Annotated in this window: 13 protein-coding genes; 8 read left to right on the forward strand and 5 right to left on the reverse strand. The window is 70.4% G+C overall.

Annotation, left to right across the window (positions count from 1 at the left end):
* Window positions 1-226 precede the first annotated feature (226 nt).
* The 4 genes from ACGFSB_RS27155 to ACGFSB_RS27170 form a co-directional block, all read right to left on the reverse strand.
* The gene (locus ACGFSB_RS27155) at window positions 227-550 is read right to left on the reverse strand and encodes a nucleotide pyrophosphohydrolase (RefSeq protein WP_393404382.1); all 324 of its coding nucleotides are present in this window, start codon (window positions 548-550) and stop codon (window positions 227-229) included.
* Window positions 547-1713 carry an ATP-binding protein gene (locus tag ACGFSB_RS27160; RefSeq protein ID WP_393404385.1) on the reverse strand — a complete coding sequence of 389 codons (1167 nt, stop codon included), beginning with the start codon at window positions 1711-1713 and terminating at the stop codon, window positions 547-549. Before ACGFSB_RS27160 ends, ACGFSB_RS27155 begins: the two co-directional genes overlap by 4 nt.
* A gap of 107 nt (window positions 1714-1820) precedes the next feature.
* Window positions 1821-2201 (reverse strand): cell division protein SepF, encoded by a 381-nt coding sequence (locus ACGFSB_RS27165; RefSeq protein WP_393404388.1) that lies wholly within the window; start codon window positions 2199-2201, stop codon window positions 1821-1823.
* 113 nt (window positions 2202-2314) lie between these two features.
* Window positions 2315-3469, reverse strand: a complete 1155-nt coding sequence (locus ACGFSB_RS27170) for an epoxide hydrolase family protein (protein ID WP_393404391.1) — start codon at window positions 3467-3469, stop codon at window positions 2315-2317.
* Window positions 3470-3567: 98 nt separating this feature from the next.
* Between ACGFSB_RS27170 and ACGFSB_RS27175 the strand changes: the two genes are divergently transcribed.
* From ACGFSB_RS27175 to ACGFSB_RS27190, 4 genes are all read left to right on the forward strand, one after another.
* Window positions 3568-4344 carry an arylamine N-acetyltransferase gene (locus ACGFSB_RS27175; RefSeq protein WP_393404394.1) on the forward strand — a complete coding sequence of 259 codons (777 nt, stop codon included), beginning with the start codon at window positions 3568-3570 and terminating at the stop codon, window positions 4342-4344.
* 136 nt (window positions 4345-4480) lie between these two features.
* Window positions 4481-4888 (forward strand): helix-turn-helix transcriptional regulator, encoded by a 408-nt coding sequence (locus ACGFSB_RS27180; protein WP_361052082.1) that lies wholly within the window; start codon window positions 4481-4483, stop codon window positions 4886-4888.
* A 78-nt stretch (window positions 4889-4966) separates the two neighbouring features.
* On the forward strand, window positions 4967-5803 hold the full coding sequence (gene modA / locus ACGFSB_RS27185; protein ID WP_393404397.1) for a molybdate ABC transporter substrate-binding protein: 837 nt from the start codon (window positions 4967-4969) through the stop codon (window positions 5801-5803).
* Window positions 5804-5996: 193 nt separating this feature from the next.
* Window positions 5997-7958: an ABC transporter permease gene (locus ACGFSB_RS27190; protein ID WP_393404399.1), complete on the forward strand. Its 1962-nt coding sequence runs from the start codon at window positions 5997-5999 to the stop codon at window positions 7956-7958.
* Window positions 7959-7979: 21 nt separating this feature from the next.
* Here the strand turns inward: ACGFSB_RS27190 and ACGFSB_RS27195 are convergent, their stop codons facing one another.
* Complete coding sequence (locus tag ACGFSB_RS27195; RefSeq protein WP_393404876.1) at window positions 7980-8888, reverse strand: aminoglycoside phosphotransferase family protein; 909 nt, start codon at window positions 8886-8888, stop codon at window positions 7980-7982.
* 144 nt (window positions 8889-9032) lie between these two features.
* Here ACGFSB_RS27195 and ACGFSB_RS27200 point away from each other — a divergent pair, with 144 nt between their 5' ends.
* The 4 genes from ACGFSB_RS27200 (at window position 9033) to thrS (ending at window position 14016) form a co-directional block, all read left to right on the forward strand.
* On the forward strand, window positions 9033-9896 hold the full coding sequence (locus ACGFSB_RS27200; RefSeq protein ID WP_393404402.1) for an MEDS domain-containing protein: 864 nt from the start codon (window positions 9033-9035) through the stop codon (window positions 9894-9896).
* 8 nt (window positions 9897-9904) lie between these two features.
* Window positions 9905-10393: an ATP-binding protein gene (locus tag ACGFSB_RS27205; protein WP_393404405.1), complete on the forward strand. Its 489-nt coding sequence runs from the start codon at window positions 9905-9907 to the stop codon at window positions 10391-10393.
* A 184-nt stretch (window positions 10394-10577) separates the two neighbouring features.
* Window positions 10578-12362, forward strand: coding sequence for a coagulation factor 5/8 type domain-containing protein (locus ACGFSB_RS27210; RefSeq protein ID WP_393404407.1), 1785 nt, complete (start codon window positions 10578-10580; stop codon window positions 12360-12362).
* A 424-nt stretch (window positions 12363-12786) separates the two neighbouring features.
* Window positions 12787-14016: a threonine--tRNA ligase gene (thrS, locus tag ACGFSB_RS27215; RefSeq protein WP_393404878.1), complete on the forward strand. Its 1230-nt coding sequence runs from the start codon at window positions 12787-12789 to the stop codon at window positions 14014-14016.
* The last annotated feature ends 38 nt before the right edge of the window (window positions 14017-14054 follow it).

The following is a 14054-nucleotide window of genomic DNA, read 5'->3' on the forward strand; positions in this document are numbered from 1 at the left end:
TCCGCACGTTCGCCCGAACTCCCCTGTCCACGTCCACTACTTACAGTGAGTGCCAGCCGAGCGAAAAGCCAGAGCAACCAGGAAATCTGTGGACAAGTTATCGAACATGGATAACTCGTCCACTCCGGAGAGTGACGAGAGTGCGAAATGGGGGTGCGAAATGGGGGTGCGGAATCGGGGTGCGGAATGGGAGTGCAGATTGGGGGTGCGAATCGGATCTATGACCTCACGTCGCCGGAAAACGCCGCTCGTTCCGGTCGATCTTCGCGGCGAGCGCCGCCAACGCGTCGATGCCGAGCACCTCGCAGAACTGCAGCAGATAGGCGAGCACGTCGGCGACCTCGTCCGCCACCCGGTGGGCCGATTCCGGGTCGTCCATCACCCGCACCGACTGCTCGGGCGTCAACCACTGGAAGATCTCGACCAGTTCGGAAGCCTCCACGCTGAGCGCGGCGGCCAGGTTCTTAGGGGTGTGGTACTGCTCCCAGTCCCGTGCCGCCGCGAAGTCGGCCAGTCTGCGCTGCAGTCCCGCTACATCAAGTTCCGTCACAGCTCCAGGTTTACCACTGCGGCCCCGCCTGTTTCACCGGCCCACGACGTGTCACTCACCGCCCCGACCAGGCGGATGTGCCCTCGCTCACAGGTATGCGCGGCCAGTTCACCGAGCGCGCGCTTCTGGCGCGGGTCGAGGCAGTGATCGAGGCCGTCGGCGAGCACGGTGAGGTTCTGGTACGGCCACGGCACCTCGGCCACCGGGTCGACCTCGAGCACTCCGGGCCCGGTGAGCAGCACCAGGGTGAGTGCCAGATACCGCAGTTCGCCGTCCCCGAGCCGGCCCAGGGGCGACCTGATCCCGGCGCCCCGGTCGATGAACGCGTGGACGGACCCGTCGTCGGCCACTTCCGCCAGGAGATCCGCGACCGGCCCCGCGCATCCCGCGCGCACCGCGGACACCAACCGCGCATGACGCGTGCCGCACTCCTCCCTCGTACGAAGAAGGACCTCGGCGAGGTTGTCGCAGCCGCTCAGCAGGCGTCCCCCTCCGATGAGTCCAGGGGGCACCGGCAGCCGCATGAGTCCGGGCCGGGGAACGCACGGGAACACCGAGCGCAGCGCGATCACCATCTGCTCGGCCGCCGCGAGCACCAGGCGCTGCCCGGCGGTCTTGCCCGCGACGCGCAGCGGAAGGAGCGCCGTGCCGAGCCGGTCGTCCGGCAGGGGGCCACGCGTCACCGGTGTCGTGCCTGCCGTGTGCCAGGCCGCTTGCACCGCGGGCCGCCCCGGATCGCGCAACGCAGTCTCCAGCAAGGTGAGCCCGCCCCGGGTCAGCCGCTCGCCGACGACGCGCAGTTCGGGCTCGGCCTGTACAGCGAGGTCGAGCCGCACCGATCCCACGGGGCCTTCGACCGTGCAGCCGATCCGGAAACCGCGGCGTTGCTGCCCGTCCGCCTGCGCCAGGTCCGGCACACAGGCCACCGGATCGGCGAAGACTTCGGCGAGTTCCTCCCCGGCGCCGAGCCGCGCGAGCGCCTCCAACGCGGCGAGCGCGGTGGACTTGCCGCTCCCGCTCGGCCCCGCGACGAGGGTCAGCGGCCTGAGCGGGAACACGGCACCACGGTGCGAGGCGAAGGCCGAGAGCCGCAGTTCGGTGACGCGACTCCGGTCCGGACCCGACGGCGGCTCGGCGACCGTCTCCGGGAGGTGCACAGTCATGCCCGGACCGTAGGCGGACCCGGTTCTGCTGAACCGTTCCGCCCAAGTGACCTTCCTACTAATGAGGGATTACCGGCGGAGGAGCGACCCGCTGTCTGCTGCTGTCCCTACTGCTGCGCCGCCGCGACGAGCCCCTGCACCTCGGTGCCGGGCGGCGCGAGCAGGAAGACGTTCTTGTCGACCCGGTGCATCCCGCAGCCGAGCCCGAGGACCACGCCGCTGCTGAAGTCCAGGACGCGCTTGGCGACTTCCGTCTCGGCCCCTGTCAGATCGAGCAGGACCGGAATCTGCGCCATGACCGTCTCGGCGACCTCGCGGGCGTCCGCGAAGACGTTGACCCGCATCACCACGAAGCGCCTTCGCGCCTCGGTCTCCGCGTCGGGCAGCGCACGGTGGCCGGGCCAGGACGGCCATTCGTTGCGGCTGCGCAGCGGTACGACCTGGGCGAGCCCTTCCCACTGTTCATCTGTGACGTCGTGGCTGTTCAACGCTCCACCCCGTCCTGGCTCGTACTCGATATCTGCACTGGCTCATTCTTACGCGACCTCACCCGTTCAGCCCAACTGCGACACGGGGCGGTTGTCGATGATCACATCGATGATCACGCCCTCAGTGGCCGGAAGAACGTACGCAGTTCCTCCGCGACCTGCTGCGGCTCCTCGTGCGCCATGAAGTGCCCGCCGCGCTTCGGAGTGCTCCAGTGGCGCAGGTCCGTGAGGGTGCGCTCGGCCATGCGCCTCGGGAAATTCGCGAACGCCGGTTCGCTGCTGAGGGTGACGGCGCTGGGAACGGTGACGGGCGGCACCGGCTTGTTCCGGGGGTAGTCGTAGTACTGCCGGAAGGACGAACCGATGCTGCCGGTGGCCCAGTACAGCGTGGCGACCGTGAGTAGGGTGTCCTTGTCCCAGCGGGCTTCCAGATCGCCGTCGCAGTCGCTCCAGTCACGGTACTTGTCGGCGATCCAGGCGACGAGCCCGGCCGGGGAGTCCATCAGGGCGGCGGCGACGGTGTCCGGGCGGGTCCACATGATCTCGCTGTAGCCCTGGTCTTTCACGTCGTACGCGGCCAGCGCGTCGAGGAACGTCCGCTCATCGGGAGTCGGCGGCCCGTCGTCGAACTGTTCCGTGATCACCCCAGAGGTGACGTGCACCCCGGTCACATCCCGCGGATAGAGCGCGCCGAGCCACTGCGTCACACCGCCCCCGATGTCCCCGCCGAAGGCCCCGAAGCGTTCGTAGCCCAGGGTCCCGGTCATCAGCTCGTGCCAGATCTCGGCGACACCCCTGCGGGTGAACGGCTCGCGCGGCAGCTCGGAGTGGAGGAAGCCGGGCAGCGAGGGGATCACCACGTCGAAGGCGTCGGCCGGGTCGCCGCCGTGCGCGGCGGGGTCGGCGAGGCGCCCCGCGACCCGCAGCATCTCCACGAAACTGCTCGGCCAGCCGTGGCTCAGGACCAACGGCAGTGGTGCGGGGGCGCCTTCGGGGCGCCGGCCCCGTAGGTGCACGAAGTGCACGCGCCGTCCGGCGACTTCGGCGACGTACTGGGGAAAGGCGTTGAGCCCGGCCTCGGCGGCGCGCCAGTCGAAGCCGTCCGCCCAATAGGCGACGAGTTCGCGCAGATATCCGGGATCGACGCCTGCCGCCCAGTAGGTGGAGTCGGACGGCTGGGTGAAGAGGGTGCGCTCGAGGCGCGTACGCAGGTCGTTCAGCACGTCATCGGAGACGGAGGTCCGGAAAGGGGCGGGCTCGGCTCGCATGATTCCTTCATGGCAGGGGGCATCGGGTCGCCGGATCGCCGCGGTCCAAAGCGACTCGGCGGGCAGGCCCATGATGCGTGACGCGGGAGAATAGGCGCATGGATTTCGAACAGACGGATGCCTATCTGCGCCGCATCGGCGCCGGCCGCCCCGCCGCTCCCACCACACAGGCGCTGCGCGATCTGCACCTCGCGCACCTGCGCACCGTCCCCTTCGAGAACCTCTCCATCCACCTCGGCGAGAACATCGAACTCACCGATGAGGCGCTGGTCGCGAAGGTCGTCGGCGCCCGCCGCGGCGGCTTCTGCTACGAGCTCAACGGGGCCTTCGCCGCGCTGCTCACCGCCATCGGCTTCGAGGTCACCTTGTTGCAGGGACGTGGGTACGACGACTCCGGGCGCCCCGGAATCCCGTACGACCACCTGGCGCTGCGCGTGCGCACCTCCGACGGCGGCGACTGGCTCGCCGACATCGGTTTCGGCACCCACAGCCACTTCCCGCTGGCCTTCGGCGAACGCGGCGACCAGCCCGACCCCGGCGGCACCTTCCGGATCACCGAGACGCCCGAAGGGGATCTGGCCGTCCACAGGGACGGCGAGGCGCAGTACGTGGTCGAGCGACGCCCGCGTGCCCTGGACGACTTCAGGTCCGGCGCCTGGTGGCACCGCACCTCGCCCCGGTCCCACTTCACCCGGTCACTGGTCTGCTCAACTCTCACCGAGACCGGCCGGATCACGCTCAGCGGCCGCACCCTCACCACGACGGCCGCCGGTGAGCGCCACACCGTCGAGCTGGCCACGGACGCCGACGTGCTCGACGCGTACGCCACGCACTTCGGCATCACGCTGAAGCAGGTCCCGCAGGTGAAGGCCTGAGGCGGGAGCTGCGGCCACCTCTTGACCTTTCCTGGCGGCCAGCTCTTGACCTTTCCTACAAGGAAGGTGGCATCTGCCATGGACAATCACCTATACGTGTTGTAGATGCCAGATGAAGCGGCATATCGTGTCGCGTATGCAGTCCTACACCATCGGACAGGCAGCGCGGCTGCTCGGCGTCAGTCCCGATACCGCTCGTCGCTGGGCGGACGCCGGACGGGTCACGACCCACCGCGACGAAGGCGGCCGTCGGCTCATCGACGGCCGGGATCTCGCCGCGTTCTCCGTCGAGGTCGCGCAGGGGCAGGCGCAGGGGGGCAACGGTGAGGACGACGTCCCCTACACCTCCGCCCGCAACGCCTTTCCCGGCATCGTCACCGCGGTCAAGCTCGGCGATGTCGCGGCCCAGGTCGAGATCCAGGCAGGTCCGCACCGGCTCGTCTCGCTCCTGACCCGGGAGGCCGTGGAGGAGCTCGGGCTCGAGGTCGGTATGCAGGCGACCGCCCGCGTGAAGTCCACCAGCGTGCACATCGACCGCACCTGACCCCTGGTCCGCACGCCAGGGTCCGCAACCACGGGCCGGACCGCGCCGCCGGCCTCGCTCCCAAGGAGTTCCACACTCATGTCCCTCACTCCCGCCTTCACCTGGCTCACGCCCGCCCGTCGCCGCACGGCCGCCGCCGTACTGATGGCCGCCCTGCTCGTCCCGCTCGCCGCCTGCGGCAGTGACGACGACAAGAGCGATGGCGACAGCGGCAGCGGCGAGCAGGCCGCGAATTCCAGCGGCGCCCCGAAGGCCGACCTGACGGTGCTCGCCGCCTCCTCGCTCACCGACGTCTTCGAGACCGCCGGTGCCGCGTACGAGAAGGAGAACCCGGGCACGAAGGTCAACTTCTCCTTCGCCGGTTCCCAGGAACTGGCCACCCAGGTCAAGCAGGGCGCCCCGGCCGACGCCCTGGTCACTGCCGACACCAAGACGATGGACGGTCTGAAGTCCGACACCGGAAAGCCGTCCGTCATCGCCAAGAACCGCCTGGTCATCGCGGTCGGTGAGGGCAACCCGAAGAAGATCGACGCGCTGAAGGACCTCTCCGACAGCAAGCTGAAGGTCGTCCTCGCCGCTCCCGAGGTGCCGGTCGGCCGCTACAGCAAGCAGATCCTGGACGCCCAGAAGATCGACGTGCAGCCGGTCTCGCAGGAGCCCAACGTCCGCGCGGTCCTGAGCAAGGTCGAGCTGGGCGAGGCGGACTCCGGTCTCGTCTACAAGACCGACGCGGCCACCGCCACCAAGAAGGTCGACGCGGTCAAGATCCCCGACGGCCAGAACGCGATCGCGGACTACCCCGCCGCCACGCTGAAGTCGTCGAAGCACGCCGAGGCCTCGGCCGCGTTCGTCAAGTGGCTCTCCACGCCCGAGGCGCAGAAGATCCTCCAGGACGCGGGCTTCGAAAAGCCGTAGCCGCACCGGCCTCACGAAGCCGTAGCCGCACCGGCCTCACGAAGCCGTAGCCGCAGCACGCACCAGCCGGGGTGAGGGGGCCGACCGCCTCCCCGGACGGGGCGCGGACCGGGCCATCCCCCGGCTCGCCCCGGGCGCCCCCTCACCTCACACCCTCGCAACACCCTCGCACCGAGCGCACCCAGGGACCACGATGAAACGCCTCCCCGGCCGCACCCCTGGCCCCCGCACCCCGATCGCCCTCGCGATCCCCGCGCTGCTCGCCATCGCGTTCCTGATGCTGCCGCTGCTCGGCATTCTCGTCCGCACCGAATGGGGCGACCTCGGCTCCCATCTGACCAGCGAAGGCACCACAGAGGCGCTGAAGCTTTCGCTGATCGTCTCCTTCTGGGCGCTGGGGCTCTCGCTCCTGCTCGGGGTGCCGTTGGCCTGGCTGCTCGCCCGCGTCGACTTTCCCGGCAAGGCGGTCGTCCGTTCCCTCGTACTGCTCCCGATGGTGCTTCCGCCCACCGTCGGCGGCGTCGCTCTACTCCTCGCCTTCGGGCGGCGCGGCCTTCTCGGCCCGTGGCTCGAGGAAACGTTCGGGATCACCCTGCCGTTCCACACGTCCGGGGCGGTGATCGCGGCGACGTTCGTCGCGATGCCGTTCCTCGTCATCAGCCTCGAAGGCGCGCTCGGCGGTCTTCGCCCCCGTTACGAGGAGACCGCGGCGTCCCTGGGGGCCTCGCCGGTACGGGTGTTCTGCACGGTCACGCTGCCCATGGTCGCCCCCGGACTCATCGCGGGGGCGGCGCTGACCTGGGCGCGGGCCCTCGGCGAGTTCGGCGCGACCATCACCTTCGCGGGCAACCTCCCAGGGAGTACGCAGACCCTGCCGCTACAGGTGTACCTCCTGCTCCAGGGCTCCCCCGAGGCCGCGACGTCCGTGTCGCTGCTGCTGCTCGCCATCGCCATGGTGGTGCTCGTCGCGCTGCGCGGCCGTTGGATGAGCACGCCGAGCGGGCGACGCGACGGGCGACGCGACAAGCCCTCCGAGCGAGTGTCGGACGAGGCTGTCGCGCCCGCGCTCCCCGAAGCCCCCGCGACCGGCCCCTTCACCAGCCCCCCGCCTCCCGATGAACGCTGGCCCCTGCACGCCGAAGTCACCGGCTTCAACCAGCTGACCCTGGACGCGGAACCGGGCACCACCATCGCCGTCGTAGGGCCGAACGGCGCGGGCAAGACCACGCTCCTTCGCGCACTGCTCGGCCTCACCCCGCGCGCCCACGCCGAACTCCGCCTCGGCGACACCGACGTCACAGGCCTTCCGCCGCACCGCCGCCACGTCGCCTGGGTCCCGCAGGACGGCGCCCTGTTCCCGCACCTGAGCGCACTCGCCAACACGGCGTACGGCCCACGCGCCCACGGCGTCCCGCGGGCCGAGGCCCGGCGTCGCGCGCAGGAGTGGCTCGACCGGCTCGGCGTCGGCCACCTCGCGCACCGCAGGCCCGCCCAGGTCTCCGGCGGTCAGGCCCAACGGGTGGCGCTCGCGAGGGCGTTGGCGGCCCGCCCCCGGCTGCTCCTCCTGGACGAGCCGCTCGCCGCGCTCGACCAGACCACCCGGGCCCATGTGCGCCACACCTTGCGTACGCACCTCGACACCTTCGGCGGTGTCTGCCTGATCGTCACGCACGACCCCGTGGAGGCGGTGTCGCTCGCCGACCGGGTGCTCGTACTCGACCAGGGCCTCGCCCTCCAGGACGAGACGCCCGCCGAGGTGACCCGGCACCCGCGCTCCCCGTGGGTGGCCAGGATGCTGGGCCGCAACGCCTGGCCCGGCACCGGCACTCCCGACGGCCTCGCCCTGCCCGGCGGCGGCACCCTCGTGATCGCCGACCCCATCCCGCCGGGCACCGAAGCCCTGGCGATCATCGCTCCGGAGGCGGTCTCCGTGCACCGCGACAAGCCCACCGGCAGCCCCCGCAACGTATGGCCCGGCACCATCCGCGAGATCACCACGAGCGGCAGCCGCCTGCGCCTCCTGATCACCTCGCCGCAGGCTCCGGACCTCGTCGCCGAGATCACCCCGCAGGCCGCCGCCGAACTCGGGCTCACCGACGGGACATCGGTGTGGACCAGCGTGAAGGCGACGGAGGCGACGGTCGTTCCTACCTGAGTCCTGCTCGCATGAGCGGCGTCAGCCGAAGAGCTCATGGTCGGTCAGGACCTCCGCGATCAACCGCTGGTTGACCGCGGCCTGCTCCTCATCGGTGTCGACGCACCCGCTCAGGACAAGCAGGGACTTCCACAGCAGCCACCCGCGGGCCCGCGCCCACGTGCCGTCGTCCTGGCCGACCGCCTGCCGGAACGCCTCCCGGCTCGCACCGGAGAATTTCCCCCACGCGATCACCAGATCGCAGGCCGGGTCGCCGACCCCCGATGTGCCGAAGTCGATGACGGCGGTCAGCTCCCCTTCGGCGACCAGCAGATTGCCGGAGGCGATGTCGCCGTGGAACCACACGGGCGCCCCACGCCACTCGGCGGCGAGGGCGGCTTCCCAGACGGCGGTGGCCCGAGCGGTGTCGACGCGCCCCTCGAGAGCGGCGATGCACCGCCGGGTCTCCTCGTCGTAGTACGCGGGAGACGCTCCCCGATACCAGCTGTGCTCGCCCGCGAGCGGACCGCCGGTGGTGTCGCAGTGCTGGAGGGCGAGGAGGAACTCGGCCACCGAGAGCGCGAACCGCGTCATGTCGGCGATGCGTTCGCGGGCCGCCGTCTCTCCGTCGAGCCAGCCGCGGACGGACCACGGGAAGGGGTATCCCTCGCCCGGAGCGCCCTGGCCCAGGATCGGCGGTACGGCGAACGGCAGGGACGGCGCGAGCCGGGGCAGCCATTCGTTCTCCTTGGCGACCGCGGGGACATAGCCCGCGGCGGTGGGCAGCCTGGCCGTCATGGTGTCGCCGAGGCGGTAGGTCCTGTTGTCCCAGCCGTCGACCTGCACCGGACGCACGGAGAGACTGCTCCACTGCGGAAACTGCGCGGCGACCAGACGTTTCACCAAGGCCGCGTCGATTCCGGCACGGCCGTCGGGCGGAGTCGGAACCATGCCGTCGGGCGGAGTCGGATCCATGCGGCGATCATCGCCTCCGACGATCGCGCCACGCAACGAATTATCCAGCGAACGGAACGACTTCGGTCAACTGTGATCACCGCTGCCATCGCTCCTTGATCGGCCCTTAGGGTCTGACCCATGGATGCCAGCTCCGCGGGCAGGGCGGTCTCCGTCACCCGGATGAACTCCGGGGACCATGCCTGTCTCGGGTTCGACGACGAAGAGAGCCGCTGGGAACTCCGCGCCGCGTACGCGGACATCGGACTCTCGCGGGGCGAGCGTGTGGTGTTCTTCACCGACCCGGCCACCACGCCCGCCATCGCTGCCGAGCACCTGAGCGCCAGTGGTTTCCCGCTCGGCCCCGCGCTCATGGACGGGCGGCTCTCCGTGGTCAATGAAGTCCCCGGCTACGACCCGGTGACCGGCTTCGACCCGGCCGAACGGGCCCGTACCTGGGTGGAGATGACCGATCAGGCCCGGCACCAAGGCTTCGCGGGGCTCCGTGCGGTCGGCGACATGTGCTGGGCGGCGGAGCCGGACGTCGACCAGGACCTGCTGGTCGAGTACGAGAGCGGCCTCACGCCGCTCTTCGCCGAGATCGGGTTCACCGCCATCTGCGAATACGACCGGCGGAAGTTCGACGACGGTCTCATCGGCCGGATCCACGTCGCTCATCCCAAGAGGGTCCTGCACCGCCTGGGCGCCCTGGACATCAGCAGGACCGGCACCGTGCTGCGGATCGCGGGCGACGTCGATCTCGCCACGCGCGAGGAGTTCGACTCGGCCCTCGCACATGCCCTCACCGGCCCCGGCCGCCCCCGCGTGCTCGACCTCTCCGAGCTCTGCTTCATGGACGTACACGGCGCTTCGCGGCTGGTGCGTCTCGCACGCGGACTCCCCCGCGACCAGGTCCTCATGGTCCGCTGCCACCCCGTGCAAGACAAGGTGATACGGCTCTGCGGAGCCGCCGACGTACCTCAACTCGTCCTGGGCGAAGGGTGATCCGCGCTGTGATCCTCAACCGCGGTATCGGCAACGACCACGACGGCGGCGACCCGGCCCCCCGGCGGGATCCCCTCACCGGCATCATCGCCCCCGCGTCGGCCGGGGCAGCCGTCCTGGAACTTCCCTTCACCATCGCCGACTTGGCACGCGTACGCCTCCACGTCACCCGCCGGGCCGAGGACGCGGGCCTCTGCGATCCCCGGCTCAGCGACTTCGTGCTCGCCGTGCACGAGGTCGCGAGCAACGCGGCCGTGCACGGGGGCGGCAAGGGCCGCCTCCAGCTGGCGCACACGGATGGCGAGTTGCGGTGCGTCATCACGGACAGCGGTCCGGGCCTGCCCCAGCGGAAGCCACCGCCCGCAGGCACCCTCCCCGACTGCGACGAGGCCGAGAACGGGCGCGGGTTGTGGCTGGCCGAGGCCCTGGCGGACCGCTTCGAGGTCGCGGCCTGCGCGGCGGGGACGACGGTCACTCTGGTGGCACTGCTCGGCTGAGGGGCCGCGATGGGGTTCATGGGACATCGTGCGCAACCCCTTGACGCGACTCATCACAGACACAACTATCCAACGCGTGAGAGCGCTCTCACGCAGATCCTCGTTCACCTTTTAAAGGCACCCCAGAATGCACCCCCAGTGCGGCCCAATGCATCAATCCCCCCACCACTGAAGCGAGTTGCCCATGTCTGACGCGAGATCCACCCTCTCCCGTCGCACCGCCATCGCCGCGGCTCTGGCGGTCCCGGCCACCGGCCTGCTCTCCGCCGCCCCGGCGACCGCCGCCCCGGCGACCGCGGCCACTGCCCGTCCACAGCCCGCCGTCGCCGCCGATCCGGACTTCGGCCCGAACGTCATCGTCTTCGACCCGTCGACGCCGGGCATCCAGGGCAAGCTGGACGAGGTGTTCAAGCGGCAGGAGTCGGCGCAGTTCGCCGCGGGGCGCTACGCCCTGCTCTTCAAGCCGGGCACCTACAGCGGCCTCAACGCCCAGCTCGGCTTCTACACGTCGATCATGGGCCTGGGCCTGACCCCCGACGACACCCACATCAACGGCGACATCACCGTCGACGCGGGCTGGTTCAACGGCAACGCCACGCAGAACTTCTGGCGTTCGGCGGAGAACCTCTCCCTCTCCCCCGTCAGCGGCACCAACCGCTGGGCGGTCGCGCAGGCCGCCCCGTTCCGCCGGATGCACGTGCGCGGCAACCTGAACCTCTCGCCCAACGGCTACGGCTGGGCCAGCGGCGGCTACATAGCCGACAGCCGGATCGACGGCACCGTCCAGCCGTACTCCCAGCAGCAGTGGTACACCCGTGACAGCTCGGTCGGCGGCTGGCTGAACGCGGTGTGGAACATGGTCTTCTCCGGGGTGGAGGGCGCCCCCGACGACACCTTCCCCGACCCGCCCTACACCACCCTGAACAGCACCCCGTACTCCCGCGAGAAGCCGTTCCTCTACCTCGACGGCGGGGAGCACAAGGTCTTCGTGCCCGCGCTGCGCACCAACGCCCGCGGCACCAGCTGGGGCAACGGCACCCCGCAGGGCCAGTCCCTCTCCCTCTCCGCCTTCTACCTCGCCAAGGAGGGCGACAGCGCGGCCACCCTCAACGCCGCCCTCGACCGGGGGCTCCACCTCCTGCTCACCCCCGGCATTTACCACCTCGACCAGTCGATCGAGGTCAAGAAGGCCAACACCCTGGTCCTCGGCATCGGCTACGCCACGCTCATCCCGGACGGCGGCGTGACCGCGCTGAAGACCGCCGACGTGGACGGGGTGCGTCTTGCCGGGTTCCTGGTCGACGCGGGCCCGCAGAATTCCCGGACCCTGGTCGAGATCGGCCCCGAGGGGGCGAACACCTCGCACGTCGGCAACCCGACCACCGTCCAGGACGTGTTCATCCGCATCGGCGGGGCGGGCGCGGGCAAGGCCACCACCAGCATGGTGGTGAACACCCGGCACACCATCGTCGACCACACCTGGGTCTGGCGCGCCGACCACGGCGACGGCGTGGGCTGGGAGACCAACCGGGCCGACTACGGCGTGGTGGTCAACGGCGCGGACGTCCTGGCCACCGGCCTGTTCGTGGAGCACTTCAACAAGTACGACGTGCAGTGGAACGGCGAGCGCGGGCGCACGATCTTCTATCAGAACGAGAAGGCGTACGACGCCCCCGACCAGGCCGCCATCCAGAACGGCAGCCTCCGGGGCTTTGCCGCGTACAAGGTGGCCGACTCCGTCACCACCCACGAGGGCTGGGGGCTCGGCAGCTACTGCTTCTACAACGTCGACCCGACCATCGTGCAGGAGCACGGGTTCGCCGCCCCGGACAAGCCGGACGTGAAGTTCCACCACCTGCTGGTCGTCTCGCTCGGCGGCAAGGGGCAGTACGCGCACGTCATCAACGCGACCGGCTCCCCCACATCGGGCTCCGACACGGTTCCGTCCAAGGTGGTCTCCTTCCCCTGAGCTCCACCCCCGTCTCTACTTCGCCCCACTTCGCCCGAGTGCGGACGGTGAAGTCGAGGGCGGAGTACCGTCCTAACTGTGCGAGAGGAGCGGCCAGTTGGTGGCCGCTGCCCCGTATGCGGGTGGCATGGCGCCCTCCATAGGTGAGACGCGGGATTTCCCACCACGAAGGGCTGCGGCAGGAGCCGCGTAGTCGGCGATGCGGCTCCTGCCGGCCCAGGCTCGCGGCCGACGAAAAAGACCGGGCGGACATCGGGGCTCTCCTGTTAGCGTGCCCGGCATGAAGCGCGCCGCTATGACGACGACGCCGGAGAGTGTCCCGGCGCGCTGACCGATGTCCTAGTCGAAGCCCCGGGGCGAGTGCCCCGGGGCTTCGCGCTGCGGCCACTCGCCCGATGTACGCGAGGAGACCGCCATGACCGCCATGCACGACCACCGCAAGCTCGGCCGCGAGCTCGACCTGTTCGACACCGACCCGCTGATCGGCGCGGGACTGCCGTACTGGCTGCCCGACGGCGCCGCCGTCCGGCACACCCTGGAGGAGTACATCCGCACCGCCGAGCGGCGCGCGGGCTACCGGCACGTGTACTCGCCGGTGCTCGGCAAGCGTGAGCTGTACGAGATCTCCGGCCACTGGTCCCACTACAGCGACGACATGTTCCCCCCGATGGACCTCGGCGGTGAGCAGGTCGTCCTGCGCCCGAGCCTGTGCCCCCACCACGCGGTGATCTACCGCTCCCGCCCGCACAGCTACCGCGAACTCCCGTTGCGTATGGCGGAGTTGGGGGGCATGTACCGCTCCGAACTCTCGGGGGTGCTCGGCGGTCTGACCCGCGTCCGGGCCATCCAGCTCAACGACGCGCACATCTTCTGCACCCTGGACCAGGTCGCCGAGGAGGCACGGTCCGCCCTGGAGATGATCCGCCTGGCGTACGAGGCGCTCGGCATCACCCCGGCCCGCTACCGGCTCTCCCTGCCGGGCCCCGGCGGCAAATACGTCGCCGCCCCCGAGATGTGGCAGCGCTCCACCGCCCTGCTGACCGACGCCCTCGACCGCTCCGACCTGCCCTACGAAGCGGCCGAAGGCGAGGCCGCGTTCTACGGCCCCAAGATCGACGTCCAGGTCATCGACGGCGCGGGCCGGGAATCCACCCTGTCCACCGTGCAGGTCGACTTCCACCAGCCGGAGCGGTTCGACCTGCACTACATCGGCGCGGACGGCGCGAAACACCGCCCTGTCATGGTCCATCGCAGCATCATCGGCAGCGTGGAACGGGCCGTCGCCCACCTCATCGAACAGCACGGCGGCGCCTTCCCCGCCTGGCTCGCCCCCATCCAGCTGGCGATCCTGCCGATCTCCGAAGCCGAACTGCCCAACGCCGAGTCCCTCGCCCGGCGTTGCCGGGACCTCGGGCTGCGGGCCGAGATCGCAGGCCCGGAACGCGGCACCCTGGGCGCCCGCATCAGAGAGGCCCGCCTGGTGCCGTACCAGGCGGTCATCGGCACCAAGGAGTCCGCGGACGACCACGTCGCCGTGCGCCTGCGCGATGGCCGCCGCCTGGAACCACAGCCCGCCGACGGCTTCCTCACCCGCATCGGCGCGCTCATCGACGCCCACAGCACCGGGCTGTGGGACAGCCCGGCCTCGCGGTAGGCACCGGCACCGGCGAGGAGAACATGCTCCTCATCCGG

It is taken from the genome of Streptomyces sp. NPDC048441, assembly GCF_043200235.1.
In the GTDB taxonomy this organism is placed as follows: Bacteria; Actinomycetota; Actinomycetes; order Streptomycetales; family Streptomycetaceae; genus Streptomyces.

Bases quoted from the DNA above. Each gene is read 5' to 3' on its own strand.
- ACGFSB_RS27160 (WP_393404385.1), bottom strand. From the start codon at position 1,713: ATGACTGTGCACCTCCCGGAGACGGTCGCCGAGCCGCCGTCGGGTCCG.
- ACGFSB_RS27170 (WP_393404391.1), bottom strand. From the start codon at position 3,469: ATGCGAGCCGAGCCCGCCCCTTTCCGGACCTCCGTCTCCGATGACGTG.
- ACGFSB_RS27175 (WP_393404394.1), top strand. From the start codon at position 3,568: ATGGATTTCGAACAGACGGATGCCTATCTGCGCCGCATCGGCGCCGGC.
- ACGFSB_RS27180 (WP_361052082.1), top strand. From the start codon at position 4,481: ATGCAGTCCTACACCATCGGACAGGCAGCGCGGCTGCTCGGCGTCAGT.
- modA (WP_393404397.1), top strand. From the start codon at position 4,967: ATGTCCCTCACTCCCGCCTTCACCTGGCTCACGCCCGCCCGTCGCCGC.
- ACGFSB_RS27190 (WP_393404399.1), top strand. From the start codon at position 5,997: ATGAAACGCCTCCCCGGCCGCACCCCTGGCCCCCGCACCCCGATCGCC.
- ACGFSB_RS27195 (WP_393404876.1), bottom strand. From the start codon at position 8,888: ATGGTTCCGACTCCGCCCGACGGCCGTGCCGGAATCGACGCGGCCTTG.
- ACGFSB_RS27200 (WP_393404402.1), top strand. From the start codon at position 9,033: ATGGATGCCAGCTCCGCGGGCAGGGCGGTCTCCGTCACCCGGATGAAC.
- ACGFSB_RS27210 (WP_393404407.1), top strand. From the start codon at position 10,578: ATGTCTGACGCGAGATCCACCCTCTCCCGTCGCACCGCCATCGCCGCG.
- thrS (WP_393404878.1), top strand. From the start codon at position 12,787: ATGCACGACCACCGCAAGCTCGGCCGCGAGCTCGACCTGTTCGACACC.